Annotated in this window: 23 protein-coding genes, 1 pseudogene and 1 riboswitch; of the genes and pseudogenes, 16 read left to right on the top strand and 8 right to left on the bottom strand. The window is 40.6% G+C overall.

Annotated elements, in window-relative coordinates; genetic code table 11:
- Positions 1-50 precede the first annotated feature (50 nt).
- Positions 51-152: riboswitch (SAM riboswitch) on the top strand.
- 72 nt (positions 153-224) lie between these two features.
- Both metK and BM243_RS03755 read left to right on the top strand, forming a co-directional pair.
- The gene (gene metK, locus BM243_RS03760; RefSeq protein ID WP_074910506.1) at positions 225-1,418 is read left to right on the top strand and encodes a methionine adenosyltransferase; all 1,194 of its coding nucleotides are present in this window, start codon (positions 225-227) and stop codon (positions 1,416-1,418) included.
- A gap of 83 nt (positions 1,419-1,501) precedes the next feature.
- The gene (locus tag BM243_RS03755; protein WP_074910503.1) at positions 1,502-2,041 is read left to right on the top strand and encodes a cysteine hydrolase family protein; all 540 of its coding nucleotides are present in this window, start codon (positions 1,502-1,504) and stop codon (positions 2,039-2,041) included.
- Positions 2,042-2,077: 36 nt separating this feature from the next.
- On the opposite strand, the gene BM243_RS03750 is transcribed toward BM243_RS03755, so the two are convergent.
- Positions 2,078-3,811, bottom strand: a complete 1,734-nt coding sequence (locus BM243_RS03750; protein WP_177213451.1) for a DUF4153 domain-containing protein — start codon at positions 3,809-3,811, stop codon at positions 2,078-2,080.
- 641 nt (positions 3,812-4,452) lie between these two features.
- Positions 4,453-5,580, bottom strand: coding sequence for an N-acetylglucosamine-6-phosphate deacetylase (gene nagA / locus BM243_RS03745; protein WP_074910497.1), 1,128 nt, complete (start codon positions 5,578-5,580; stop codon positions 4,453-4,455).
- Between the two features lie 199 nt (positions 5,581-5,779).
- Here nagA and recD2 point away from each other — a divergent pair, with 199 nt between their 5' ends.
- The 8 genes and pseudogenes from recD2 (at position 5,780) to pflA (ending at position 15,330) form a co-directional block, all read left to right on the top strand.
- On the top strand, positions 5,780-7,993 hold the full coding sequence (gene recD2 / locus BM243_RS03740) for an SF1B family DNA helicase RecD2 (RefSeq protein ID WP_074910494.1): 2,214 nt from the start codon (positions 5,780-5,782) through the stop codon (positions 7,991-7,993).
- Between the two features lie 15 nt (positions 7,994-8,008).
- Positions 8,009-8,373 (top strand): annotated as a pseudogene (locus BM243_RS03735) (RNA-guided endonuclease InsQ/TnpB family protein); the annotation flags it as partial.
- A gap of 177 nt (positions 8,374-8,550) precedes the next feature.
- Positions 8,551-9,534 carry a DEAD/DEAH box helicase family protein gene (locus BM243_RS03730; protein WP_074910491.1) on the top strand — a complete coding sequence of 328 codons (984 nt, stop codon included), beginning with the start codon at positions 8,551-8,553 and terminating at the stop codon, positions 9,532-9,534.
- Positions 9,527-10,150, top strand: a complete 624-nt coding sequence (locus BM243_RS03725; RefSeq protein WP_074910488.1) for a ComF family protein — start codon at positions 9,527-9,529, stop codon at positions 10,148-10,150. Before BM243_RS03730 ends, BM243_RS03725 begins: the two co-directional genes overlap by 8 nt.
- 408 nt (positions 10,151-10,558) lie before the next feature.
- Positions 10,559-11,254: a polysaccharide deacetylase family protein gene (locus tag BM243_RS03720; RefSeq protein ID WP_074910485.1), complete on the top strand. Its 696-nt coding sequence runs from the start codon at positions 10,559-10,561 to the stop codon at positions 11,252-11,254.
- Between the two features lie 8 nt (positions 11,255-11,262).
- Entirely contained in the window at positions 11,263-11,787 is a 525-nt protein-coding gene (locus BM243_RS03715) for a YkoP family protein (protein WP_074910482.1), read from the top strand.
- A gap of 505 nt (positions 11,788-12,292) precedes the next feature.
- Entirely contained in the window at positions 12,293-14,521 is a 2,229-nt protein-coding gene (pflB, locus tag BM243_RS03710) for a formate C-acetyltransferase (protein WP_074910480.1), read from the top strand.
- Positions 14,522-14,556: 35 nt separating this feature from the next.
- Positions 14,557-15,330, top strand: coding sequence for a pyruvate formate-lyase-activating protein (gene pflA, locus BM243_RS03705; protein ID WP_074910477.1), 774 nt, complete (start codon positions 14,557-14,559; stop codon positions 15,328-15,330).
- Positions 15,331-15,423: 93 nt separating this feature from the next.
- On the opposite strand, the gene rd is transcribed toward pflA, so the two are convergent.
- Positions 15,424-15,585 (bottom strand): rubredoxin, encoded by a 162-nt coding sequence (gene rd, locus BM243_RS03700; protein WP_074910475.1) that lies wholly within the window; start codon positions 15,583-15,585, stop codon positions 15,424-15,426.
- A gap of 152 nt (positions 15,586-15,737) precedes the next feature.
- Between rd and BM243_RS03695 the strand changes: the two genes are divergently transcribed.
- A complete protein-coding gene (locus BM243_RS03695) occupies positions 15,738-17,102 on the top strand; it encodes an MATE family efflux transporter (RefSeq protein WP_074910472.1) in 1,365 nt (454 codons plus the stop codon).
- Positions 17,103-17,148: 46 nt separating this feature from the next.
- Here BM243_RS03695 and rocF read toward each other — a convergent pair whose 3' ends face one another.
- On the bottom strand, positions 17,149-18,063 hold the full coding sequence (rocF, locus tag BM243_RS03690) for an arginase (protein WP_074910469.1): 915 nt from the start codon (positions 18,061-18,063) through the stop codon (positions 17,149-17,151).
- 302 nt (positions 18,064-18,365) lie between these two features.
- Between rocF and BM243_RS03685 the strand changes: the two genes are divergently transcribed.
- Entirely contained in the window at positions 18,366-18,686 is a 321-nt protein-coding gene (locus BM243_RS03685) for a cupin domain-containing protein (protein ID WP_074910466.1), read from the top strand.
- A gap of 271 nt (positions 18,687-18,957) precedes the next feature.
- Here BM243_RS03685 and BM243_RS03680 read toward each other — a convergent pair whose 3' ends face one another.
- Positions 18,958-19,578 carry a hypothetical protein gene (locus tag BM243_RS03680; protein WP_074910463.1) on the bottom strand — a complete coding sequence of 207 codons (621 nt, stop codon included), beginning with the start codon at positions 19,576-19,578 and terminating at the stop codon, positions 18,958-18,960.
- Between the two features lie 175 nt (positions 19,579-19,753).
- Here BM243_RS03680 and trmB point away from each other — a divergent pair, with 175 nt between their 5' ends.
- Positions 19,754-20,413: a tRNA (guanosine(46)-N7)-methyltransferase TrmB gene (gene trmB / locus BM243_RS03675; protein WP_074910460.1), complete on the top strand. Its 660-nt coding sequence runs from the start codon at positions 19,754-19,756 to the stop codon at positions 20,411-20,413.
- Positions 20,400-20,792: a hypothetical protein gene (locus BM243_RS03670; protein WP_074910458.1), complete on the top strand. Its 393-nt coding sequence runs from the start codon at positions 20,400-20,402 to the stop codon at positions 20,790-20,792. The genes trmB and BM243_RS03670 overlap by 14 nt, the downstream gene beginning before the upstream one ends.
- 39 nt (positions 20,793-20,831) lie before the next feature.
- Here the strand turns inward: BM243_RS03670 and tpx are convergent, their stop codons facing one another.
- Genes tpx through BM243_RS03655 form a run of 3 tightly spaced genes read right to left on the bottom strand, consistent with a single transcriptional unit; the run spans position 20,832 to position 23,776 of the window.
- Entirely contained in the window at positions 20,832-21,332 is a 501-nt protein-coding gene (gene tpx, locus BM243_RS03665) for a thiol peroxidase (protein ID WP_074910454.1), read from the bottom strand.
- 25 nt (positions 21,333-21,357) lie between these two features.
- Entirely contained in the window at positions 21,358-22,233 is an 876-nt protein-coding gene (locus BM243_RS03660) for a DUF2156 domain-containing protein (RefSeq protein ID WP_177213450.1), read from the bottom strand.
- Between the two features lie 10 nt (positions 22,234-22,243).
- Positions 22,244-23,776, bottom strand: coding sequence for a Ppx/GppA phosphatase family protein (locus BM243_RS03655; RefSeq protein WP_177213449.1), 1,533 nt, complete (start codon positions 23,774-23,776; stop codon positions 22,244-22,246).
- Between the two features lie 226 nt (positions 23,777-24,002).
- On the opposite strand from BM243_RS03655, the gene argS reads away from it, so the two are divergent.
- Both argS and BM243_RS03645 read left to right on the top strand, forming a co-directional pair.
- Positions 24,003-25,688 (top strand): arginine--tRNA ligase, encoded by a 1,686-nt coding sequence (gene argS / locus BM243_RS03650; protein WP_074910449.1) that lies wholly within the window; start codon positions 24,003-24,005, stop codon positions 25,686-25,688.
- 157 nt (positions 25,689-25,845) lie between these two features.
- Complete coding sequence (locus tag BM243_RS03645; RefSeq protein WP_074910447.1) at positions 25,846-26,841, top strand: ABC transporter ATP-binding protein; 996 nt, start codon at positions 25,846-25,848, stop codon at positions 26,839-26,841.
- The last annotated feature ends 2 nt before the right edge of the window (positions 26,842-26,843 follow it).

Genomic DNA, 26,843 nt, shown 5'->3' with positions numbered 1-26,843 from the left:
AAGACACAATTGTTATGATTGCTGTCTTTTTTTATGAAAAAAATTGAATACTCTTATCAAGAGAGGTGGAGGGAAAGGGCCCTGTGAAACCCGGCAACCTGCAGTGAAATGCGTGGTGCCAATTCCTGCAACATATGGTTGCAAGATAAGAGAGTTGTAGATACATGACACCTCTTCTTATTGTGAAGAGGTTTTTATTTTGCACCAAAAACAAGGAGGAAAATATGAAAAGATTATTTACATCTGAATCTGTTACTGAGGGGCATCCAGATAAAATCTGTGATCAGATCTCTGATGCTATTTTAGATAGTATACTGGAGCAGGATCCAGATGCAAGAGTTGCGTGTGAAACAGCAGTGACTACGGGGATGGTCATGGTCATGGGAGAAATCACAACAAAGTGCTATGTGGATATTCCGAAAATCGTACGAAAAACTGTCACAGAGATTGGATATGTGAGAGCAAAATACGGTTTTGATGCGGAGACTTGCTCCGTGCTTACATCTATAGATGAACAGTCTCCAGATATCGCTCAAGGTGTGGACTCTTCCCTTGAAACAAGAGAAGGACAGGAAGATGCGCTGCTTCAAACAGGTGCTGGAGATCAGGGCATGATGTTTGGATTTGCGACCAACGAGACAGAAGACTTTATGCCTATGCCGATCAATCTTGCTCAGAAGCTTGCAAGACGTCTTGCAGAGGTTCGAAAGAATGGAACGCTTACGTATCTGCGTCCTGATGGAAAGACTCAGGTAACGGTAGAATATGATGAGAATGACCAACCGGTCCGAGTGGATACCATTGTTGTTTCCACGCAGCATGGAGCTGATGTTACTCAGGAAGAGATCAGAAGAGACCTTATAGAGCAGGTGATCAATGCCGTAATTCCAGAAAGCCTTATGGATAAAGAAACAAAGATATTCATCAATCCTACTGGAAAGTTCATCGTGGGAGGTCCCCAAGGAGATTCTGGTTTAACAGGAAGAAAAATCATTGTAGATACCTATGGCGGATATGGACGTCATGGTGGTGGAGCATTTTCTGGAAAGGATCCAACAAAGGTAGACAGATCTGCTGCCTATGCTGCGAGATGGGTTGCTAAAAATCTTGTTGCCGCAGGAGTTGCGGATAAACTTGAAATTCAGCTGAGTTATGCCATCGGAGTAGCTAAACCAATATCTATTGAAGTATTTACTTTTGGCACAGAAAAAGTGTCTCATGAAGTAATCATTGAGATTGTAAAGAGAGTATTTGATTTACGACCAGGTGCCATCATCAGAGATTTGGATTTACGTAAGCCGATTTATAGACAGATTGCCGCTTACGGACATTTCGGAAGAAATGATCTGGATCTCACTTGGGAAAAACTGAATAAAGTTGAGGATATCAAAGCTGCGCTGAAAGAGATCACCGCTTAATTCTAAAAAAAGACTCATATTCTGAGTCTTTTTTTCATGATTTTTCCTAGTCTTTGGTGTAAGGTGAAGATGAGGTGAAATCAATGAATAAATTGGTTGTTGTGATTGATATGGTGAAAGGATTTGCTGAGGAGGGGACCCTTGCATCAAAACATGTGAAGAGGATCATTGAACCAATCAGAACCTATCTTGAGCATTATTCTGGGGATATTGTTTTTGTTTCAGATGCCCATGATGTGGATTCTTCGGAGTTTCATGATTTTCCGGTCCACTGCATCAAAGGGACAAGGGAGGCGGAAGTGGTGGATAGACTCCAGCCTTATGCCCATACCAGTTTTCAGAAGAACTCTGTAAATGCTTTCCAAGCTGAATCCTTCAGGATGTATTTGATGGCAAAACTCCATGACTATGAAAAGATTTCTATAATTGGATGCTGTACGGACATTTGCATACTGAACTTTGCACTGGCATTGAAGTCCTACGTAACGGAGCAGAATCTTGTTAAGGAGATTTCAGTACCTCAGGATCTTGTAGCAACTTTTGATGGACCTGGGCATGATCGTGTAGAGGCTTCAGAGAGTGCGTTTCACATTCTTAGGACCAATGGCATAAAAATTGAATAAAAAAGCCTCATCCGCTAGGGATGAGGTTTTTTTCATCTATTTAAGGTTCAGTAGAAGAACTAGACTGAGCTGGTCAAATATGTAGCTATCATCCGTTTCTTTTCTTCCAGACATTTCACGGAGCACGACTTTTACTTCAACTTCATTGTTCTCGAGAACAAATGAGATTTCCTCTTTGCTGATGGTTTTTCCGCTATTGGCCATGTTGTTCTCTTCAGCGATGGCTGCCAGCCGTTCGCTGAGGTTTTCTTCGAGAAGAGTGGTTCCGTTCTTTTCTAGAACTAATGTGGTCATATCCTTCAGTGAAACTGTGAGCTGATCAATTGATTTTGGTTCCATATAGTTGTTCACAAAGAAGAGATAATCATATCCACCTACAGTAAATCCAGAAGATTCGATCTCTGTATTCACATAGAAATAGCTGGTATCCGGAGTGTAGTAGTCATAGGTTTTCTCAAAACCAAAGACAGTCTTAAAATCATTATACGTATAGGATTCAGGGACATACTTGATCTGATCCAGGTTTCTGTTTTCGAAATACTGAACGATGCTGGATATGTTTTCCTGATCGGTTTTTGATACGTTCGTACCAGGGGTTATTTCTCCAGAAACCAGCATATTGTTTTTCTCAAGAAGTGCTGTAAATCTTTGATTCTGGCTGAAAGCTGACACGTTGAAAGCTGACAGAGGACCGAATACGGATACAATCGCTATGATGGATAGAGTGACAGGAATGATGATGTTTTTCCCGTTCTTGACTAGAATGAAATAGACCATGATTCCAAGAACCCATATTCCCAGTAGCACAACAAAGTATCTGTTTTCTGTGACACCATATTGGTGAATTCTTTTCCCGATGGAGACAAACATCATTGCCAGAATGGGAAGAAGAACTCTTGGAAACCATGTCCTGAAAATTTTGGCCAGCTTATTTTCCTCTAAAATTGGTGTAATAAAGAAGATTACAGCCGCTGCCACAACGGAATACCATAACACAAGATTTGAAACAAGTCCTCTTGGCCATTCAGAGGTCACAAGGATTTTAGCAAAATACACATATAGTATGCCAGTATAAATTGTGATAAGAGGGATGACAATATACAGCAGCAGTACTTTTAATCCTTTGGAGTATGGAGCATCCTCAAAGGATTCATCTCTTTCAGGTAGTTTTGAAAGAAACATGAGTGCTCCGAAAATGAAGGTATCCATCAGGAAGAAGTAGAAGAACCATTTCCCGTCAATATCTGCATCGAAAAGTGAATTGATGGTAAAAATGATGGCAGATATTCCAAAGAAAAGAACGCCTGCGTATAAAACTGTGAGGAATAATCCACTGAAGATTCGAATTACATAGGCTTCATAGGCTTGTTTCGGATGAAGCACTTTTAAGCTGTAGAAAATACTGATAATGAGTGCTACGATTGCACCGGCAAACTGGATACCCCGAATGAGATCCATATCTTTCGTAAAGAATAAATAGTATAAAAACGTAATTACTGCCGTAGGTGCAGAAACCATAAGAATACTGTTGTACTTATCCAATTTGGCTTCATAAATATGTTTCATGGAGATGCTGAACAGCATACCGATGGCTGTGGCCATTGCAAGCCGCTCTATGAGCTCTTGGTTTCCAGAACCATCAATATTCATTTCATTCAAAGTGATTAATAAAGACATGAGTGTGAAGGATAGAAGTGCTGTAACAGGAAAGCGAATGACGCTGCTGCCTAATCCTGTGATTTGCTTCTTGACTGTCTCTGTCCATTTCATAGTGAGGAGAACATCCATCAAAGAATGTTCCCATTCACCTCCTTTACATATTTTGATGTTCTAAATAAAGTATACATTGTATTGATTTCATTTTAGTATCAAAAGGATTTCAATCATATTTTTTTGCCGATAATTCAGAATTGTTTAAGCTCTATCGTTTTTAGAGGGAATTCTGAGAGTGCCCTCGAGACTGAGGTGTGATACATAAGATGGAAGAAGGAAATCAAATCAATAGTCTTACTGAATTATAACATATTTTTATCGTTATACAATAAAATTTTCAAATTAATCGATTGCCTGCGTGAACTACTCCTCATTCAAATAACGAGGGTTCTTTCTCGATTACCTAAAGTGTTATATGAGATGCTGTTTTGTAAGGTGAGAGGCCATCGATAAATAAACTGACTGCAGATTTTCTCTCTAAACATCTGCTTCTATTTTGCAAGATTTCAACTCCTTTCTGTGTTCAGAACCAATGCATCCAACTGTTTTCTGATGCAGCATTCTGGAATGATGGGATAAAGAAGGCATCTGTAATGAGTAATGGGACTGTTGGAGCACATAAAAAACATCCGCAGGTTACAATGAAAGGTTGTTCCTGCGGATGTTTCTATGGTCTTATACTATTTTTAACTTATGCTTCAAAGAAATTTTCTTCCTTCGATAAATACATGCTGAACTTCGAGGTCTTCTGAAAGTATCAGAAGGTCCGCATCATAGTTCAATGCAATTTTTCCTTTTACGTTATCGATTCTCGAGAACTTTGCGCCATTATATGAAGCCATTTTAATTACTTCATAAAGTGGAAGAGCTGTATTCTTATATACATTCTGTACGGCTTTATCCATGGTCAGAATGGAACCGGCGAGAGCACCGGATTCAAGTCGTGCTGCACCTTCTTTGGAGATCACTTTCTGGCCGCCTAAAGAATACGTGCCATCAGGCATGCCGCATGCCATCATGGCATCCGTAATAAGAAGGGTCTTATCAGATCCCTTCACCTTGTACGCCGTTCTCAGTGAAGGGTAACTCACATGAATACCATCGGAAATGGTTTCTGTGGTGACATCTGTATCAAAAATTGCGCCCACAACACCAGGAGTTCGATGTGTGAAAGGACTCATGGCATTGAACAGATGTGTGGAGTGATTAAACCCGTGATGGATTCCATCCAAGGCTTGCTCATAATTTGCAACAGTATGTCCCATGGAAACATTCACACCATGTTGTCGTAGATAAGGGGCGAGTGCAAGAGCTCCTTCCACTTCTGGAGCCATGGTGATATTCTTGATCAGGTCAATATGTTCTCCCACCATATCAAGGAAAGATTCTTTGGATGGGCGGATTACATAATTGGGATTCTGTGCCCCTATGGCATGCTCACTGATGAAGGGACCTTCCAGATGGATTCCTGCAATGGTTGCACCAGTGACTTTTCCTTTGGCCTCTTTAATTGCTTCTACTGCTTTACGGATTTCTTCTACAGAAACGGTCATTGTAGTGGGGAGGAAACTTGTGGTTCCGTGTTTTGCGATGGTATTTGAAATGGTCTCTAATGCCTCAAATGTGCCTTCCATCGTATCGTGGTTTCCCGCTCCGTGAATGTGGATATCCACATATCCTGGAGAAAGGTACCGGCCATTTCCTTCGATGATCTCATCATCATCGCTGAAATCAGGATTCATCGAGACGATCTTCCCTTCCATGACCTGTATGGACATTTTTTCAATCCGATCTGTAAATATGACGTTAAAGTCCTTAAATATCATGTGTACACCTCTTAACTTCTGTTTAAACCATTATGTGGTTTACTTTATTATACATCAGAATTTTTCAAATAAAACTTTATTCATGTGAATAACTTTATTGTTTTATCCCATAATAGGGTTGTCTGCAAAAAGTGGAAACTGACGCTCATATCGATTATGATAAAGCTATGAATGATTTGAAAGGAACTAGTGAATCTTTATGGAGCGTTTAGAAGGAGTAGTCCGGGACATAGTATTTCAGAATGAGGAGAGTGCGTTTTGCATCATCAAGATTGAGGATGAGCAAGAGGTGCATACAGCGTTGGGGACATTTCCCTATATATCCGTAGGGCAAACTTTGGTCTTGCATGGTGAATCTGTCCTCCATGCAACCTTCGGGAAACAGTTCAAATGTGAGTCTTATGAGGAAATTGTTCCCAGCACCATGGCGGGTATCGAAAAGTATTTATCTTCAGGAGCTGTTGCGGGGATTGGTCCCATCACTGCAAAAAAACTAGTGGAGAAGTTTGGTGCTGAGATTTTCAGTATAATTGAAAACGAGCCGGAGAAGCTGAAAGAGCTGGATGGCATCGGAGACAAGAAAGTCAGGCTGATTTACGAATCGTATATCAAAGGGCGTGAGGTGAAGAACATCATGGTGTTCCTCCAAAGTTACGGAGTCACACCCAAACAGGCGCTTAAGATTTATAGGGTATTTGGAAATGATTCTGTGGCAAAGGTCAAAGAGAATCCGTATATACTTTCGGATGAGGTGCCAAGCATTGGTTTTAAGACAGCAGATAAGATTGCAAGAAATCTGGGAATCACCTTAGACTCGCCCTTTCGGATCCAAAGTGGCATAAAGTATATCATCAATGAGTACTGTGCTCAAGGCAGTACTTTTATTCCCAAGGAGATGCTTCTTGAAAAAGGGCAAAGTATTCTTGAAGTCGGAAGAGAGGAGCTGGAAGAGAATATTCTTCATGAAGTCATGAAATCCAAGCTGATGCTGGAAAGAATTGATGAGGTGGAAGGTGTTTTTACTATGCCGTATTTATATGCGGAGATATCTGTAACAAAACATATGCTTGGTCTTCTGTTAGAGGGTGTTGAAGCTCTGGATATTCCTGTGAAAGACTATATTCATGATTTTGAGAAAACGAATGGCATTTCATTTCATGACAAGCAGATTGAAGCGATTACGGGTGCTGCAGAAAATGGTATTGAAATCATCACCGGCGGTCCTGGCACAGGGAAAACTACGATCATCAAATGCATCCTGAACATTTTTGAACGTGCAGGCAAAAAAGTGCTGATGGGTGCACCCACCGGCAGAGCGGCCAAAAGAATGTCGGAAGCCACAGGACGTGAGTCGAAAACCATTCACCGTCTAATCGATCTAAGTGTTTCCACAGAGGAAGATGAGGTGCTTTTCGACGAAGATGAGACATTGAATTGTGATGTGGTTATTATTGACGAAGCGTCTATGATTGATGTGATGCTCATGAATAATCTTCTGAAATCCATCAAGCCTAAGACAAGGCTGATTCTTGTTGGGGATGTGGATCAGCTCCCTTCTGTGGGATCGGGTAAGGTTTTGGAGGATATTATTGACAGCGGGGCTTTCCCTGTCGTTAAGCTTCAGTTTATCTACAGGCAAGGGAAAGAATCCTTCATCACAACAAATGCCCATAGGATTAATACGGGAGTAATGCCTGTCCTGAATGCGAAAGAAAGTGATTTTTTCTTTATACAAGGAAATGATTCTGAAGACTCATTACAGAAGGTGATTGAGCTTGTGACAACAAGACTTCCAAAGTTCAATGAAAAGTGGGACCGTGTTAAGGACTTTCAGATACTCACTCCAATGAGAAAAGGGGAGCTTGGTGTATATAACCTCAATCTGGTACTCCAAAAAGCACTGAATCCAAGAAGGAAAAAGTATAGCTTCACTGATTTGCAGATTGGTGATAAAGTGATGCAAACGAAAAACAACTATATGATTAAGTGGAGAAAAGTAAAACGGACTTTTGGGGAACCACCTGAAGGACAAGGTATCTTTAATGGAGATATCGGTTATGTTACAGATATTAATGAGGAAGATAATACCGTATCGGTGCTTTTTGATGAGGATAAGATTGTGGAGTTTGAATCTCAGGATTTAGATGAGCTGGAGCTTGCTTATGCGGTGACCATCCATAAAAGTCAGGGAAGTGAGTTTAAGGTAGTTCTTGTCCCGCTTTTTATGGGGCCTCCTCTATTGATGAGCAGAAACCTGATCTATACTGCTGTAACGAGGGCTAGAGAACTCATTGTTTTGGTGGGATCTCAGAAAGCATTGTCTTATATGATTAAAAATACAAAAACTTACGATAGGCATACATCTCTTAAGTATAGAATCATGAGTGTCATGGATAATGTAGGGGTAGAATAACAGTGACTATAACATAACATAAGAAATAACTATTTGCACCAGACGACAAGTGAGAGTGTGAAAACCAAACCATCTCGAGTTGTTATGGAGACTCTTAATATTAGAGGTATGATGAGTAATAGACACTTAGCAAAGGTTATTGGGAAGCAAGGCTTATACGAGTTCAGAAGGCAGCTGAAGTATAAGTGTGAGTTTAATGGGATAGAATTTGTAGAGGTTGACACCTGGCATCCATCATCCAAGACCTGTAGTGAGTGTGGGCATGTAAAACAAGACTGTCACTATCAGAAAGGACTTATATCTGTGAGGAATGTGAATGTGTTATAGATCGGGATTATAACGCCAGCATAAATCTTTCAAGATATGGATTAGCAGCATAATCACCTGAAAAATAGCTGTTACTATGTACCATGCGTTGTATGGGAATTTACGCCCTTGGAGTGTTATATCAAACGAAAGTAGCCTAAGCAAAATCGGACACGATGAATGGGGAATGAAACAAAACGATAGAGTTCTATAATGTTTTGGCAACGGAATAGAAAAAAGTGGAGGTCTTTATGAAAGTTGATAAGAAGAAGCAGCTCTTGCATTGGTATATGGAAGGTGAACAGAAAGCAATAAACATCAAAACAGTTCCCTATATGGGGATTGAACCATTGAAAGAGCTGGTGAACAAGGTTCTTTATGATGGAGGACGGGTTCTTTACATCACCGGAGAAACGAAAGAACATGTGCTTATTTCCCAATTTATGAGAAACTTGGGATTTACTTCCATTTCGCTGCACCAGGATCTTGAAATCAATGAGAAGGAATCACTGGTCATCTGTGATTATTTCCAAGCGTTACGAATCAGGGAACAGTATGATCTTGTGGTTTATGATGATGTCAATTCATTTCCGATTCATAAAAAGCCTGAAATGCAGCATCTGATTGGATTTATTTTTCCAAGATGCAAAAAGGTGGTTGCCTATTCTTTCGAAACAGTTTTCATGGGAATGGATGTACTGGAAGTTCCAATGGCAGGGCGAAGTGGATTTGTTTCTGAGCCAAGAGTAATTGAGACACGACTGAATCTTGATGAATTTGTGCCTACTTCGGTATATGAATACCTTCTCTGGTTTGTATATGAGAAGAAAAAAGTTCTTTTTCTTACTGCTGATAAGAAGGTCAAAAGAAAAGTTGCCAGATTTCTTTCAAAGGTTGATGAATCACTGGAAAGCTGTATTTTTGATGTGGATGAGATCGGTACGAAGACCATGAAGGAACTGGTCAAGGACCCTGAAAAACCGTATATTTTCATTACAGATGATCTGGACGACTATTTGGATGTGGAAACCAATTTTGAAATCATCATCCATGGTTCGGATTCTTCCAGATACAGTTATAGAGAACTTCTCTTCCTCTGTTTGAGAACAGGATTCTATGAAGAAATGAATGGAGAAGTAATCATGTTGTGTCAACATATAACAAGAGATATGGAGAGGACAAAGGAACTGACAAGACATTTCAATAAGATACTTTGGGAAGAAGGATTTGAATAGGATTGCCCAGTTTTTTCAGAATCTGCTGTTTCCTTATGACAAGTGTCCGATCTGTGAGGAGTTCACGGATGGTCTTTGTGCTTCTTGCAAGAAGAAGCTGGTGTTCTTAAAGGAGGAGGGGTTACTGGAAATGAAGAAGGGGATGTCCATCCTTGCATATAATGAGGAAGGAAAAGCTCTGCTGATGGCATATAAGAAACAAGGATCTTTTTATGCAGGAAATGATATGGTAAACCTTCTGCTCTCCGCTCAACGAGACTTCATCAGCTCTTTTCAACTTATAACATTCGCCCCAAGTTCTTACCGTTCTGCTCAAAATCTGGGGTTTGATCATGGTGCATTCATGGCGGAAAGACTATCGAAAGAAATTGGAGTTCCGTGGAGGGCACTCTTTCGACCTTCTAAAACGGAGCAAAAAAAACTGGATATGGAAAGCCGGAAAGATAATGCGGATCAGATAAAGCTTCGTCATGACTCCATGGAGCATTTGAAAGGGAAGAGGGTACTGATAGTTGATGATGTCTTCACCACTGGAAGCACAGTAGGGAAATGTGTGAAGCTTCTGGAGAATCAAGGGATTCAACCATATTTTTTGACTGTTTTCAAACTGATATGAGCCGCTCCTTTTCATACAGCTCTTGAATATCTTCCTTCAGATTGATATAATGTAAAATTGAAAGTTATGTTTGTAGTTGCTCGGGGATACCCCTGATAGTCCATGCCAGTCGCAGGCAAAAGGATCCACGTAAGTCAGTCAAAGCACTGACAATCATGGTGCGGCTTAGAAGTAAGTCCTGCCAGAAATGAGAGGGTAAGTAGTGAGAGGTTAAGTCCGGGTAGCAAAAGCTCCAGCAGGCGAGTGTGGGGTCAAAGACTAGGTCAAATAACTTTCGCGCACGATTGTGCAGTTAAGCAGCCGTTGGCTGCTTAATTTTTTCGGGTAAATAACTCTATGTGGCATTTATTGTAAATAGGGCTATAATTATAGTGGTGACCGTACACAAAGTGCGGAGAAGGATGGGTGATGAAAATGGATACGGTTTTGTTCTATTTGTTTGTGGTTTACTCAATTATCCCCAATATTTATTTCCGGTATTTTTCTAAATGCGTTCTGAAAAAGATTCCTGTAGAAGGGAAGAGGATAGCGGTGACGTTTGATGATGGACCGGATCCGAGATATACGCCACAGCTGCTGGATCTCTTGAAGAAGTATAGGATAAGAGCCACCTTTTTTGTGCTAGGTGAAAAGGTTAAGGCGAACCCGGACATCATTGAAAGAATTGTCAGAGAAGGGCATGTAATTGGTCTTCATGCAAATAAACATATTGGGGCACCAATTCGTTCCTATAAAGCGATGAAAAAGGATTTTCATGATTCCATTGAGGTGTTACGGGGGATGGGGATTACGGTAAATTTATATAGACCGCCCTGGGGTTTAGTCAATATTGTCTCCTCAAAATTCATACATGAGTATGATTTTAAGCCTGTATTATGGTCGCTTCATGCATCAGACTGGAGTAAATATGTGGATGAGGAGTATATTGAAAAGACTTTACTGAACAAAGTCAGACCTGGAGATATCGTGCTCCTTCACGACGGAAGAGGTGCAAAAGATGCACCACAGAGAACGATCAACGCATTGGAGATCGCTTTGCCTGAGTTGCAGAAAATGGGGTATGAGTTTGTTGTTCCTGAACATGATTCGGCTGTAAGAGTGTAGGAGAGAGAATGGATATACTGAAAAAAGTAATTGGGTTTTATGATGCAAGTCTAGTCAGAATGCTGGGGTGGAAGCGTGTTCCAGGAAGCGATATTGGGTTTTTATATTTGGTTCCCAAAGTATACAGAGGAAAGAATGTAGTCATAGAGGATGGCACAGTAATAAAGCGTGGTGACTGTTACTATGAAATTCATATGGTGAACACGAACTTGAAGAACCTCGATACAAGTTATGGGAATCTTTTCACGATGCTTGCGGAAGAGTTGAAACTAATCGGCAAACATATGGAAAAACCAGAAAACAGAAAATATAAAGCTGTCTTAGGCATTACACTTCTCCATCGATTAGCTCGGCGAGCCGGGTTTACAATCATTGAGATTGAATCTCCCATAAGACGGCATATGGTGAGTCTTGGTGAGAATATCCTTAGGAGCACCTTAAGGAAAGAAAAAGCAAAGAAAGATGGTAAAAAAAGAGTTGCCAAGGAATGCTGGATATCCCAATCGCAGCTATTTGAGATGATAAAGGAATAACTGAAGTAAAAAAAGGAGAGATCGATGAGGTCTCTCCTTTTTTCAATACAATTATACAACACATTCTATTTTCTGTACTATAAATTAAATGATATTTTATAACAGTGGGTATTTGGTCAGATGAAGAATTGGATCAAAATAAGGATGGAAAGATTATTATGATTTGTGTGTGATGAGTTATAGAATGAGGTTAAAGTGAAAAAAGTTGTAATAAAATAATAATTATTTTTTATCAAGCTGTACTGAAAAGTGATACAAAATAACTATAACAATCATGAAATATAGATTACTGTACTAATTTTGTATCAATATAAAGGGTATTTGTTATAATAATCATAAAACAGAGCGTTTGTCAATATGTTTTTCGATTAAAGCAAGATTATCGGAGGAAAAACTTATTGACTAGGTATTAACAAAAAGGTGAACCTATTGTATAATACATTTGTAAGAGAAAACAGATTAAGTTAAAAAGTTAAATGTGTTATAAAAACTAGGAGGATATAAGATGATAACTCAATGGAATGGATTTAATGAAGGCAACTGGACAAATGAAATAGATGTTAGAGATTTTATTCAGAAGAACTTCACAGTATATGAAGGAGATGCATCTTTTTTAGCAGGCCCTACTGAAAACACAAAGAAAGTATGGGAAAAAGCTGGGCAGCTGATCGTTGAAGAAATTAAGCAAGGTGTTCTTGGAGTAGACGAAGAGAACATTGCAGGGATCAATAACTTCAAACCAGGATACATTATCAAAGAAGCAGAGACCATCGTAGGTCTTCAGACAGATGCACCATTAAAGAGAATCATTAATCCTTACGGTGGATTCAGAATGGTAGAACAGTCGCTGGAAGCTTATGATTTCACGGCATCCGACTCCATCCTGAAAGAGTTTCCTAAATATAGAAAGACACACAATGAAGGTGTTTTCCATGCATACAATAAGGAAATGAGAGCAGCTAGAAGTACTGGTCTTATCACAGGACTTCCAGATGCATACGGAAGAGGAAGAATCATCGGTGATTACAGAAGAGTAGCTCTTTATGGAATAGACCGTCTGATCCTTGAAAAGAAAAAGGATCTTGAAAACCTTAAGGGACCCATGCTGGATGCATTAATTCGACAGAGAGAAGAAGTCAATGAACAGATTCGAGCATTGAACGAAATGAAAGAAATGGCAGCTTCTTACGGATTTGATATTTCTCAGCCAGCGAAGGATGCAAAGGAAGCAGTTCAGTTTGTGTATTTTGGATATCTGGCAGCTGTAAAAGAAAACAATGGAGCGGCTATGTCTCTCGGAAGAACAAGTACTTTCCTGGACTGCTATATCGAAAGAGATTTACGTAATGGCACCATTAATGAAGCAGTAGCCCAGGAGATCATCGATCAGTTTGTCATTAAGCTGAGAATGGTCAGACACCTGAGAACGCCAGAATATGATGATCTGTTTGCAGGAGATCCTACTTGGGTAACTGAAGCGATCGGTGGTGTTGGTCTTGATGGACGACCACTGGTGACCAAGTCATCTTTTAGATTCCTGCATACACTGATCAATCTTGGAACAGCTCCAGAACCAAATATGACAGTTCTATGGGCTCAGTCTCTTCCTGAGAACTTCAAGAAGTTCTGTGCAGACATGTCCATTCAGACAGATTCCATTCAGTATGAGAATGATGATATCATGAGACCTCTATATGGTGATGACTATGCAATTGCATGCTGTGTGTCCGCAATGTCCATCGGGAAGCAGATGCAGTTCTTCGGAGCAAGATGCAATCTGGCAAAATCACTTCTATACGCTCTAAATGGTGGTGTTGATGAGAAATCGGGAAAGAAAGTCATCGAAGGTCTCACACCAATTACAGATGCAGTACTGGAGTATGATACAGTACTGGAAAACTACAATAAGGTTCTTGAATATGTAGCGGAACTTTATGTGAATACCATGAATATTATTCATTATATGCATGACAAGTATGCTTATGAAGCTGGCCAGATGGCGCTTCATGACACAGAAGTAGGCAGACTCATGGCATTTGGTGTCGCAGGACTTTCAGTTGCTGCTGATTCACTTGCAGCGATCAAATATGCAAAAGTAACGCCAAAACGCAATGAAAATGGAATCACAGTGGATTTTGAAATCGAAGGGGACTTCCCTAAATATGGAAATGATGATGACCGTGTGGATGATATCGCAGTCAGCCTGGTGGAGAAATTCTCCAGTGAACTGAAGAGACATCAGACCTATAGAGATGCAAAACACACATTGTCTGTTCTGACCATCACATCCAATGTGGTGTACGGTAAGAAAACCGGTGCTACACCAGATGGAAGAAAAGCAGGAGAGCCATTTGCGCCAGGAGCAAACCCAATGCATGGAAGAGACCTGGAAGGTGCTTTGGCATCGCTGAACAGTGTAGCGAAGATTCCATACTGCAGCACTTGTGAAGATGGTGTATCCAATACATTCTCGATTGTTCCGGATGCTCTTGGAAAGTCTGGAGATGAAAGAATCAACAATCTGGCATCTGTACTTGATGGGTATTTCTCACAGGATGCGCATCATTTGAATGTCAATGTATTCAACAGAGAAAAGCTTGAAGATGCCATGGCGCATCCAGAAAAATATCCAACTCTGACCATCAGAGTTTCAGGATATGCAGTTAATTTCAACAGACTGTCAAAAGAGCAGCAGATGGAAGTCATTTCAAGAACTTTCCACGAAGCTATGTAGTTTAAACTGATCAAATACTTAAAGGAGTGAGGACTTTGAAAGGCAGAATCCATTCAATAGAAAGCATGGGTCTTGTAGACGGACCAGGAATCAGAACTGTGGTGTTTCTACAGGGATGCAAACTAAGATGCCTCTATTGCCATAATCCAGATACCTGGACTATGGGGGGAGGAACCCAAGTAGAAGCCTCCGACCTTATAAAGAAGATCAAAAGGTACCGTCCGTATTTTGAAAAATCGGGTGGTGGAGTTACCTTTTCGGGTGGAGAGCCTCTTCTTCAGCCAGAGTTTCTTTTAGAATCGCTTAAAGCGTGTAAGGAGCTTGGTATCCATACGGCTCTGGATACAGCGGGCTACGGATTTGGCGAATATGAGGAAATCTTGAAGTACACGGATTTGGTTTTGTTTGACATCAAACATGAAGACCCGAAGCAGTACTTATTCATTGCTGGTCAGAAAGAAGATAAGTCTTTGAAGTTTTTGGAAGCCGTTCAAAATGCAGGAACCAAAATGTGGATCAGACATGTTGTGGTACCGGGTATTACAGACAGTGAAGAGCATATTGTTCAACTGGCGAAAAAAATAAAGACGCTTCAGAATGTAGAGAAGATCGAGCTGCTGCCCTATCATACGATGGGTGAAAATAAATATGAAGTGATGAATATTAAATACAAGTTGGAAGGGGTAGAGCAGATGGACCGTAAAAGGACGTTGGAACTTACTGCATTACTGCATCATGAACTTGGACAGGATTATGTTGAAAAAACAGATCATCGTAGTGAAAGCACTACTTTACATAAAATAGGCTAGAGATAAAGCAGGAGGAATCATAACTTGGTTCCCCCTGCTTATATTTTTGAGCAATGTAAAGCGCCAGGCAATTGCCTGGCGCTTAAAGGGATTTTACTCTTCAACCTCGAACTGGTCTTTGCCAACTCCGCAAAGTGGACATACCCAATCTTCAGGTAGATCCTCGAAGCTTGTTCCTGGAGCGATTCCGTTGTCCTCGTCGCCTACTGCTGGATCATAAACATATCCGCAAACTATACAAACGTAACTCTTCATCATATTCCCTCCTAATTCAAATAAGTGTTATAGAATCATAACCTAATTTGATTATAGTGTAGAAATCACAAGCTTTCAATAGATTTTCTTCGATTTGATGTTTCGTAATGCGGGTTAATCTAGTATACTAAACAAGCGTGAGGTGAAAACATATGTTGGAATTAGAAAAGAAAAATATGAATAATCAAAATCATTTTTATAAAATACTCCTGACCATTGCTATCCCGATCATTGTGCAGAATTTCCTGTCCTCCTCCTTGAATATGGTGGACAATCTGATGATTGGCAATCTTGGAGAAGCATCGATCGCTGCTGTTGGACAAGCGAACCAGCTTTTCTTTCTTTTTACTCTGATGTCATTTGGTCTCAACAGTGGAGGCGCCATCTTCTTCTCCCAGTTTCATGGGAGTGGTGATTACAAGAGTTTCAAGAAATACATGGGCATGACCATGGCTTTAGGTGGGCTGATTGCGGGCATTTTTACAATCATTGCTGTGATCATTCCAGAAAGAGTTATGGGACTCTACTCTGAGGATCCAGAGGTTCTTAAGGCATCTGTAGAGTACCTTAGAATCGTTGGGTTCAGTTATATTTTGAGTAATCTTTCTGTGACAATGATCTTTGCGCTTCGATCAACAGGTCAAGCTTTTGTACCTATGTTTTCCAGTATCCTGGGATTAGGGACGAACACGGTGCTCAACTATCTTTTGATTAATGGAGCTTTTGGTTTCCCACGATTGGAAGTTAGAGGAGCTGCTCTTGCCACGCTAATAGCGAGAATCATTGAGTTTTCAGTGCTCTTCTATATTGTTTTTCTGAAGAGCAATCTTTTGAATGGAACATTTAAAGAGCTCACATCGTTTAAGAAACCAAATATCTCGAATTTCCTGAGGGTTGCTGCACCTGTTCTATTGAATGAGACATTCTGGTCCCTTGGCATTGTGGTCTACAATTATTCCTATTCAAAACTGGGGGTATCTTCATTTGCTGCAATTCAGATTCAGAATACGATAACCCAGCTTTTCTATGTGTTTTCTTTTGGTATCTGCAATGCGGCAGCGATAATAACGGGAAATCTTATTGGGAAAGGCGATGTGGAGCGGTTAAAGGTATATGCAAGTAAAATTATCAGGCTTACATTCCTGATCGGGATAATCACATCACTTCTCTTAACGGTGTCCAAAAATCCAATTCTCTCGCTCTATCGACTGGAAGAAGGCACGAGGGACACGACATACAAGCTGCTGACTTATATTTCTTTTATTGTTCCTGTCAGATTTTTAAATGTTCTTTTTGTAGTGGGACTTTTCCGTGGCGGGGGAGATACCAGGTATTCTCTTTTTGCAGAAACGGCGAGTTTGTGGCTTGTTGGGGTTCCGCTGGTATCATTGGCAGCTCTGGTGCTGAAGCTGCCAGTAGAAAGAGTGTTCGTTTTGAGCTTTTTTGAGGAAATGGTCAAACTTCTGATATGTTTGCCTCGCTATAAAAGCAAGAAGTGGATTCATCGTGTTGTATAAAGCGTAAAGAAAAGCTCTTGGGCATTTATCCCAAGAGCTTCTTTTTTTATGAATTTATTCTGCCAAGAGCTTCTGAGAAAGTCTCGAGCATACTGACTGATGAGTTCAATGTAAGGTTGTTTCGGTCTGTGATTGGATTGAACTCCACAAAATCGATGCTTTTTACAAGGCCTGTTCCAATGATGGAGGAGACCAGCTGTTTGCTCTCTTCGAATTCTAAACCGTCCTCCACAGGGGTTCCTGTTCCGGGAACGTGTCGAGCATCCAGGGAATCAATATCGTAAGACAGATGGATGTGCTGGATTCCGCTCTCTGAAATTTTATGCAGCAGTTCTTGGATGGCTTTTTCCATGCCTCTCTCTCTGATGTCGGTCATTCTCCAGGTGTGAATCCCATGTTCTTTAATGATGACCTCTTCCCCTTCATCTACGCTTCTCAGGCCGAGGATATAAATATTTTCAGGTTTTACTTTCTGACCTTTCACATAGAGTTCTGTGAGCAGTTCATCGCCGAGTCCTGCAGAAGCACCTAAAGGCATTCCGTGGATATTCCCGGATGGACTTGTCTCAGTGATGTTGAGGTCTGCATGCGCGTCGATCCAAATCACTGCAAAATCCTCTTCTGTAGCAGACTTGACGCCAGCCAAGGAACCTAATCCCAAGGAGTGATCTCCTCCGACAACAAAGGGAAGATTTCCTTCCTGAATCGCATTTTGAACGGTCTCAGCGAGTCTTTCGTTTCCAGATACGACTTCAGTCAGATACTTCATGGATGTATGTGAAGCATACTTCTTTGAAGGATCCACCTGATCTACTTCGATATTTCCTCTGTCTATTACGTACTCATTGTTCTTTTTAAAGAGGTCTACAAGGCCTACTTCTCTTAATTTGTCTGGCCCAAATTCAACGCCAGGTCGGTCACAACCATAAAACATTGGAAACCCAATGATTTCAATTTTCATATGAACACCTCCGTGTAATTACAATTCATTATATATCAGAAGTTTTTATATTACCATTAATTTGGGATAAAAATCTTTATGCAATTATGTGTATAAACGTTCATTTCAAAGGGTTTGAAAGGGATTGAAGCTAAATGGAGCATTTTCAAAACGATTACATGACAACGATTTCGTTGAATGAAGATTTGCATAAATCGTCCAAAGATTTTGTCCGTTTTCAATAACTTCAAATGTAGAAGTCCACTGTAATGTGATGATGATACACGGTATAATGAAGTATAGATTTTGAGGAGGAGTATGTGATGTTTATAAAGAACGATCAAGTCAAGGAAGTAGTCTGCGGTGAAGGAATCAGACGAAAGGTTCTAGCCTACAATCAGGAGATGATGATGTGTGAAATCACCTTTTCAAAAGGTGCAGTAGGAGAAATGCACTCGCACCCCCATACACAAACAACATACGTCCTGGACGGAGTTTTTGAGTTTACCATTGGTGAGGAAAAAAGCGTAGTGTATAAAGGTGACAGCTTACTCATGCCTGCGGGTGTGCCTCATGGGACAGTAGCGCTGGAAGATGGTGTGCTTCTGGATGTATTCAGCCCGATGAGAGAGGATTTTCTATAAATTCCACTCTTTTGTAGTCGATAGAACAAAAGATTCCTAAGTAAAGAAGAATGCATAGAGGTGCTGACTTCTTCATAAAGCAGGGAGAATACTGCCTGATGGCAGGAAGCAAAGAAGAACAGGTAAAATTAGAAGCATCCTTTTCTTGTTATTTTATATGGTATGGTTCCCTTCACTATATCCAAATGGATACATTAAATCCAAAAACAATGCATCTCCCACCTATGGTACACATGGAGGAGATGCATTGTTTGTTAAGGATAAAGTTTTTTTACGATAAAACCACTTTATGGATGATGGCGCCTTCCTCTAGAGAATAGGAGTATGTACCAAGGTTGAGCTCTTTTAGAAAACCATCTAGAAAGCTTTTACGTAGTTCATGGTAAAGGGCGGGGGAAAGTCCAGCATTTTCATAATAGGGAGCATGAAGATCCTTGAGGCTCGAAAAGACCAGATGATGCTCACTGGCATCTACGAGCTTATTTACTTTGTCACAGGGCATTCCGTCCAACAAAACAGACTGGAGCAGCTGATACAGCTCCTCTCCGTTTTGTACAGAAACACTAGGTTTTAAAGTGGCTCCCAGATTGTGTCCAAAGCCGTTATATGCCTCATGTAATGCGGACAGATTTGTATCGTTCATTATTTCAGCCAGCAGTTCACTGAGTCTTTTTTCATTAGCAATCAGATGGCCCTCCAGCCAGCCATGGATATTGTCATGATCAATCTGATCTGAGAGCATTACATCAGTTGAAGGAGTACCATGATGGTTTTCCAGGTCATTCAGTTTCTTTTCCATACCGAATTTTCCAGCAAGGTAAGATTCTAGCTGTTCCTGAAGGTGAATTCTCTGGTGCTGGATGAAATGAATGGGAGCAAGTTTTTCTTTCATTTTAACCTCCTGAAATGTTGTTCTGTATCCAGTATACCGGCAAGAGTGCAATAGAAAAATGATGGATATCAAATTTCATGAATAATAGATACGTAAGTGAATGCGAACAAAATAATGAAATTATGCTGAAAGTAGGGTATACTTCACTAAGGAATAAAATTAGATAGGTGATGAAATGAGATTAAGAAAAAAATGGTGGGCCAGACCAGAAATGGCAGAAGATGAGAAGTCCATTCTCAACCCCTTTGAACAGAAGGGAAAATGGAAGGAAATATTTGGCAATGATCATCCGATTCATGTGGAGCTTGGCTGTGGTAAAGGACAGTTCATCAGCACACTTGCCAAGGAAAACCCTGACATCAATTACATTGCCATCGATTTAAAAGATGAGGTGCTGGTGTTCGTGTTACGGAAAATCAATGAGCTTGGGTTGACCAATGTTAGGATCATCCCAATGTTTATTGAAAGGATAGATGAAATTTTCACTGAAAATGAAGTTTCGAAACTCTATATCAATTTCTGCAATCCGTGGCCTAAAGCCAGCCACAATAAAAGAAGGCTGACGCATCCGAGATTTCTTAAAAAGTATAAGGGCTTTATCAGGCCTGGTACAGAAGTCTGGTTTAAAACCGATGATGATGATCTGTTTGCGGCTTCTCTGGACTACTTTAATGAAGAGGGATTTCGTGAGATGTACCGGACCTTTGATCTCGAGGAGTCTGGATTCAATGAGAATATAAAAACAGAATATGAAGAGAAGTTCAGCTCTTTTGGAGTGAAAATCAAGTTCGGCATTTTCAAGCTTCAGGAGGAGCAAAAGAATGATGAGTGTTGAAGAAATAAGAGAAGATCTGGATCGATTTCTAAAGGGATATTATAAGAACGCATTCATTGAATATCTTGATGTACCTGGAAAGGTTCTGGAGCTTCGTCTGGTTCTGGATGAAGCAGAAAGAAAGTATGTAAAGCTGTTTTATGAAGACAATGAGAAGATGTTTACAGAAGCAACTGCTGAGACAGAGAAGGATTTGGCACGTATCGATGCGGTGTATTTACGCATCGATGAAGACGGAATCTTTTTCGGCAAATCCTCTTTCGATCTCACCGCTTCGAATGCAGCTGTTTATTATCTGCTCAGCAGGTATTTAGAAGAGATGGTTGAAAAACTACCAGGAAAACTGGAAGAGTATGAAACGAAAATGCTGCTACAATAGAAACACCCTGGTGTGAAAAATCACATCAGGGTGTTTCTATTATGATTCAAATACTCTTTTCGCTTCTTCCAGAATCTTTGAATAATTGGGTTCATGACCAATTTCCTGCAGATACTCAGCGTAGATTACACGGTTCTCTTCATCTAGAACAAATGCAGCTCTGGCCAGGATGCCCAGCTCTTCCACATAGGTTCCTGTGACTTCACCAAAAACTCTGAACTTATGGTCCGAGAGCATGGTAATATAGTCGCCTGCATTCTCCTTGACCCATCTTTTCAGGGTAAAGGGGAGGTCCATGGAAACGGCGAATACTTTGTAAGAAGGCAGATTCTCCAGCTGGTCATTGAAAGTCAATAATTCCAGAGAACAGACTGAAGTATCCACAGAAGGGAAAGTCAGTACTATTTTAGGACCACTGAGGTCTCTGGAGTCCACATCTTTCAGCGATAAATCAGTCAGCATAAAGTCAGGCAATAGATCGCCTTCTTTGAGCTGTGTGCCATAAAGATGGACTTCGTTTCCACCAAATGTTACTTTCATGAAAATCACTCCTCGTTTAACATGATTACGTAAATCGCACAATATATTTTTCTTCCAAAAACAGAGGCATATAGGATTCTTTGGATTTTCTTAGTCCAGGAATGCCTAAATCCTGTTCTCGGTTGGTGTAGAGGATTCCATCTCCAAACTCTTCCAGAGCAGTTTTCGCAAGAAAGGCATAAAGACCGTTGAAGGTTTTCTGCGCTTTTTCAATATGGTTTAGTATCACCTCATCTTGAATCACTTCAAGAATCGTGAACCCCTGGCATATACCATCAATAAACACGGATATTCCCTTCAGGTCGAAAGAAGCCATGTTCTGTAACAGATCACGGATGCCAAGAAGTTCGTGGTACAGTTGAGGAGAATACTCATTTTCTTCAAACCACTTTTCTGCAAGCTCGATACATTCTTTGACTGAATCTTCTATATGTTTTATAGTGTACTCGTGATTTCTTATAAATTGGTTAAAGTGATTTTTCTTTTTATGAAGTGCTTTTCCCTGATATGTTCTTAGTTGTTCGACACTATAAATATATTCCTGCTGATCCCTATGAAGTTCATAGGTGAAGGTGAAGGGCATCGTCTTGAGATCTTCCAGCTGTGACTTTTCCACATCTCTTAATACCTTATCATGACCATTCTGTTCCATGTGTGTAAAGAGCATATCGTAGGCTTCTTTTGCATGGAGAACGTCTTTATAGACTGGAGCCATAAAATAGGGCTCTTCGGTACCTTTTTTGATGAAAAGATAGTTCTCTGAAGCGAAGTACATTGTATTATTAAATTTACGCCACAGATAAAGGTTCGTGAACTGATAACTTGAATTTCTATAAGGGAACGGGTCTAAAAACTTGTCCCAAATATTCTTTGCATCTAATGTCAATGGTAAAAAATCCATGAAAAACTCCTTAATCAGCATGATACTTACTATTTTTTTCATATGACAAGATCAGATTTTTTTTATAAAGCTCATAAAATACGGAGCTGAGCTTTGATGCGTCATGGAGCTCAAAGTGTATGTCATCTGAGGCCGACAGCAGTATCTCAATGGTATCTTCGAGAATGCTGCATTTTTTGAGATGGAGCTCCTTTTGGTCAGACTGCAGCAATCTTTCTGCGAGGCTTAAGCAGATGCCGATATCATAAACCATTTCCAGGTCCATTCTATTGATGATCTGACCGTACTGAAGGAGAGGAGCTTCTTTATGGATGCCATTGGTGAAAGTGGCGGTAAGTCCACAAAGAATGATCTGACGGTGATCGAGGCCTCTAAGTTCAGAGTTTATAATGATGTAGAAGTTGTGCTTATCATGATTGTAGTATCTTACAGAAAGACCAACATCCCGAAGTCTGGAGCTTACCAACAGTATGTCCTGTGCATCCTTCCAATCCTTGCGCACACCATTTAAAGACTCATAGAGCTCTGAAGTGAGTGCAAACAGATTCTTTGACTTTGTTTTGTTAACGGAATGTCTGCTGAGGATATTGGAGATGGACTGCTCCAGCATAGGGGACAGCATGCCAAACCTCTTTTGAATATGTTCCAGCAGGAACCCCTCGCGGATTCCTGATCCGCTGACACGGATCTTTTCAATGCCGGTTTCCTGAAGCAGCAAGTCGACGATGGCTAAAGCGGAGGGCAGGATATCTGCTCGATCTTTATCCAGACCAGGCACTTGAATTCTCTGAGACAGATTTTTAGACATAAGAGATTTGTAATGCCAATGGATATCCTGATTTTCCAGGGTGTATTCGTGAATGATATCCAAGGGATATCTTCGTTTTTTTCGGTCAATCTTAGAGATTGCTCTGGCGGATCCTCCGACAATGACCATATCCTCATAAGTATAGCGTTTCAACCAAGGTATTTTCCGGATCTCTTCAATGAGATGTCTTTCCAGTCCGATATGGTTTTCTTTTAGAATATGATTCTCCAGGCTGAATTTTTCGGTCAATGAAACGGGTCCAACAGGAATATGGTACCGATCTTTTAGAATACCGTCTTCCACAAATCCGATCTGAGTGGAAACTCCGCTGATATCCACAATGAGAGATCTGGTAAGGTTCATAGAATGAGTTAGCGCCAGATAATCATAATGAAGCTCCTCTTCACAGGTTAAGCTGACGATCTCCTCCCCAATCTCTTCAATGATTCTTTGCTGGATGTCAGACGTGTTCTCAATTCTCTGGAAAAATTCTGAAAAGACAATCAGGATTTTATCTGCTGATACGGAGTCCGAAAATTCCTTGAAGTGCTTCAGTATGGTGAGCAGGTGTTCTATTTTTTCTTGTTTTATGACATTCTCTACATGGGTGTTTTGTCCTAGTTTCAGATCTTCTCTATAGGATTCAAGAAGCATGTAGCTTTGATCAGCTTTAATCTGCCAAAGAGCATAACGGATTGTATTTCCACCTATATAAATCAATGCGAATTTTTCCATTTCTTTTCCCTCGCTTTTTTCTAGTGTACTCATTATACTACAATAGATTTTACAAGAAGCAGTTCTGTGTAAATTTTACAGAAGACGCAAGGCAAGAATCCGGACTTCTTTTCAGTGGCCAGTACCCAGAGTATGGACGAATGAAGCGTACTGTAGTAAAATGGATAAGATATAGATGGATATAGAAGTCAGAGCGTCCCTTTGGGACCAACAAGGAGGAAGAACGATGGATTACAAAGCAGTCATAGCAAACAAGATCAGCAGTGTGCTGAATATCGGGCAGGAAGATGTCATGAGACTTTTGGAGATTCCACCGAGACCAGAGATGGGAGACTATGCTTTTCCGTGTTTCTCCCTGGCAAAGACCTTAAGAAAAGCACCGAATGCCATTGCCAGCGAACTGAAGGATCAGCTTCAGATTAAAGAAGTGGAACGTATTGAGGTTTTAGGACCGTATCTGAATTTTTTCCTGGATAAAACCGAGTTTTTGTCAGGCGCTGTAAGCGAAATTCTCTCAAAACGTGAAGCGTATGGACACTCGGACACAGGGGAGGGAAAAACGGTTCTTGTAGAGTACTCCTCTCCAAATATTGCGAAGCCATTTCATGTAGGGCATCTTTTTACGACAGTAATCGGAAACTCTCTTTCCAGAATCTTTAAATCTCAAGGATATAAGACCGAGAGAATCAATCATCTGGGGGACTGGGGCACACAGTTCGGAAAACTGATCTCAGGGTACGAACGATGGGTGGATCTTGAAAAACTGAAAGAGATGCCGATTGAAGAGCTGAACAGAATCTATGTGAAGTTTCATGAAGAAGCGGAAAAAGAGCCAAGCCTGAATGATGAAGCCAGAGCCCATTTCAAGAATCTGGAAGACGGAAAAGAGTATGAGGTAAAACTCTGGAAGGAGTTCAGAGAACTTTCACTGATGGTTTTTGAAAGAGTCTATAAAGAACTGGGCGTCGAGTTCGATTCATATGCTGGCGAGAGTTTTTATGGGGATAAAATGGATGAGGTTGTGGATATTCTGGAAAAAAAAGGAATTCTTACAGAAAGCAACGGAGCTCAGGTGGTTATGCTGGATGAGTATAATATGCCGCCTACCATCATCAAAAAAGCGGATGGAGCCACCATCTATGCTACAAGAGATCTTGCTGCGGCTATATACAGAAAAAGAACCTATGATTTTCATAAGAATATTTATGTTGTTGGCACACCACAGTCCCTTCATTTCAGACAGGTTTTCAAAACACTTGAACTTGCAGGGTTTGAATGGGCTAAGGATTGTGTGCATGTAGGGTTTGGTCTGGTGAAGTTTCCAGGTAAAATGATGTCTTCCCGAAAGGGGGATGTGGTTCTGCTGGATGATCTCCTGAAAGAAGCTGTGGTTACAGCGGAGAAGATTATTCTTGATAAAAATCCGAATCTGAAAGAGAAGGAAGATGTTGCGCGTAAAGTCGGCATTGGAGCCATCATCTTCACCTACCTGAAAAACGGCAGAGAGAAGGATATCATATTTGATTGGGATGAAATACTTTCTTTTGATGGGGAGACCGGACCATATGTTCAGTATACCTACGCAAGAGCAAAGAGTATTCTAAGAAAAAATGACACGGGTCATGATGCGGATTTAACTGTGCTAACGGGCACAGAAGAGTTTGAACTGTCTAAAACCCTAGCATCTTTTTCCAATGCAGTAACCCTGGCTATGGAAAAATACGAGCCTTCTGTCATAACGAGATATGTGCTTCAGGTAGCCAAGGATTTCAATAAGTTCTATAACAACTGTCCAATAAATTCAGCAGAGACCAGTGTTAAAAATGCAAGACTCCAGCTGGTGGAAGCTACAACGGTAGTCATCAAGAATGCTCTGGCGCTTCTTGGTATTGAAACCGTAGAAGAGATGTAATAAAAGATAAGATAGGCACAGCTTTTTAAAGCTGTGTCTTCTTTGACGGTTTCTTCAGCGAAGGGCTGCTTTAGATGGCTCCTATTTTCAGACAGTTAACCACAGATTTTAAATACAATAGATTCAGTTCCTGACATTTGAGAAAGGGGTGAAAGATATGATCACCGTAGAAAATTTGACAAAAGAGTTTAAGATCAATAAGAAGTATCCTGGGTTCAAAGGCGCCATTAAATCCTTTTTTTCTAGAGAATATACCGTGACCAAAGCTGTAGATGATATCAGTTTTACAATAAACAAAGGAGAAATCGTCGGATATATTGGTGCAAATGGGGCAGGTAAATCAACCACAATCAAGATGATGACTGGGATTCTTACGCCTACAGCAGGTACTGTGACTGTCAACGGACGAGTGCCTTATGAGAACCGGCAGATTAACGCAAGAGATATTGGTGTGGTTTTTGGACAGAAGACGCAGCTGTGGTGGGATCTTCCTCTATCAGAGACGTTTACATTGCTAAAGGATATTTATGAAGTTCCGGATGAAGAGTACAAGAAGCAGATGACATTTCTCAGTGAAGTGCTGGAGCTGAATGACTTTATGCTGCAGCCAGTGAGAACCCTTTCTCTGGGACAGAGAATGAGAGGAGATCTGGCTGCAGCACTGATTCACAATCCGAAAGTCATCTATTTGGATGAACCCACCATCGGTCTCGATGTGGTGGTGAAGGAAAATGTCAGAAAAGCCATCAAGAAGATCAATGAAGTATACGGGACAACCATCATACTCACAACCCATGATCTGATGGATATTGAAGAGCTCTCCAGCAGAATCATCATCATTGACCGTGGCAGGATGCTTTATGACGGCAATCTTGAACATATCAAGGAAACTTTTGGCTCACAGGCTGAAATAGAGCTCATCACCAAAGAGGTCATCCAGCTGGAAAAGCTGTCCATGGCTTCACAGCTGGAAAGAAAAGGATGTGCTGTAACAGCGGAAGAAAACCGCTTGAACATTAAATACAATAAAAACCAATTGTCCAGCACTGAGATACTGAAAGATGTAATGGGGACGTTGGATGTGACAGACTTTAAAATCAAGGAAGTATCCATAGAAGATATCGTGAAAAGAATATACAGGAATGAGGTGTAGAG

Origin of the sequence: Proteiniclasticum ruminis (assembly GCF_900115135.1) — a bacterium.
GTDB classification, from domain to species: domain Bacteria; phylum Bacillota; class Clostridia; order Clostridiales; family Clostridiaceae; genus Proteiniclasticum; species Proteiniclasticum ruminis_A.
Note: the sequence above shows the minus strand (reverse complement) of the source record. Positions and strands in the feature narration are given on the sequence as shown.

Excerpts from the sequence above, each read along its gene's own strand:
- BM243_RS03660 (WP_177213450.1), bottom strand. The coding sequence starts at position 22,233 with ATGGATTTTTTACCATTGACATTAGATGCAAAGAATATTTGGGACAAG.
- BM243_RS03680 (WP_074910463.1), bottom strand. The coding sequence starts at position 19,578 with ATGAAAGAAAAACTTGCTCCCATTCATTTCATCCAGCACCAGAGAATT.
- BM243_RS03645 (WP_074910447.1), top strand. The coding sequence starts at position 25,846 with ATGATCACCGTAGAAAATTTGACAAAAGAGTTTAAGATCAATAAGAAG.
- rocF (WP_074910469.1), bottom strand. The coding sequence starts at position 18,063 with ATGAAAATTGAAATCATTGGGTTTCCAATGTTTTATGGTTGTGACCGA.
- recD2 (WP_074910494.1), top strand. The coding sequence starts at position 5,780 with ATGGAGCGTTTAGAAGGAGTAGTCCGGGACATAGTATTTCAGAATGAG.
- trmB (WP_074910460.1), top strand. The coding sequence starts at position 19,754 with ATGAGATTAAGAAAAAAATGGTGGGCCAGACCAGAAATGGCAGAAGAT.
- BM243_RS03685 (WP_074910466.1), top strand. The coding sequence starts at position 18,366 with ATGTTTATAAAGAACGATCAAGTCAAGGAAGTAGTCTGCGGTGAAGGA.
- BM243_RS03695 (WP_074910472.1), top strand. The coding sequence starts at position 15,738 with ATGTTGGAATTAGAAAAGAAAAATATGAATAATCAAAATCATTTTTAT.
- BM243_RS03750 (WP_177213451.1), bottom strand. The coding sequence starts at position 3,811 with ATGAAATGGACAGAGACAGTCAAGAAGCAAATCACAGGATTAGGCAGC.
- BM243_RS03715 (WP_074910482.1), top strand. The coding sequence starts at position 11,263 with ATGGATATACTGAAAAAAGTAATTGGGTTTTATGATGCAAGTCTAGTC.
- metK (WP_074910506.1), top strand. The coding sequence starts at position 225 with ATGAAAAGATTATTTACATCTGAATCTGTTACTGAGGGGCATCCAGAT.
- BM243_RS03670 (WP_074910458.1), top strand. The coding sequence starts at position 20,400 with ATGATGAGTGTTGAAGAAATAAGAGAAGATCTGGATCGATTTCTAAAG.
- BM243_RS03755 (WP_074910503.1), top strand. The coding sequence starts at position 1,502 with ATGAATAAATTGGTTGTTGTGATTGATATGGTGAAAGGATTTGCTGAG.
- tpx (WP_074910454.1), bottom strand. The coding sequence starts at position 21,332 with ATGAAAGTAACATTTGGTGGAAACGAAGTCCATCTTTATGGCACACAG.
- BM243_RS03730 (WP_074910491.1), top strand. The coding sequence starts at position 8,551 with ATGAAAGTTGATAAGAAGAAGCAGCTCTTGCATTGGTATATGGAAGGT.
- BM243_RS03655 (WP_177213449.1), bottom strand. The coding sequence starts at position 23,776 with ATGGAAAAATTCGCATTGATTTATATAGGTGGAAATACAATCCGTTAT.
- nagA (WP_074910497.1), bottom strand. The coding sequence starts at position 5,580 with ATGATATTTAAGGACTTTAACGTCATATTTACAGATCGGATTGAAAAA.
- pflB (WP_074910480.1), top strand. The coding sequence starts at position 12,293 with ATGATAACTCAATGGAATGGATTTAATGAAGGCAACTGGACAAATGAA.
- BM243_RS03720 (WP_074910485.1), top strand. The coding sequence starts at position 10,559 with ATGAAAATGGATACGGTTTTGTTCTATTTGTTTGTGGTTTACTCAATT.
- rd (WP_074910475.1), bottom strand. The coding sequence starts at position 15,585 with ATGAAGAGTTACGTTTGTATAGTTTGCGGATATGTTTATGATCCAGCA.
- argS (WP_074910449.1), top strand. The coding sequence starts at position 24,003 with ATGGATTACAAAGCAGTCATAGCAAACAAGATCAGCAGTGTGCTGAAT.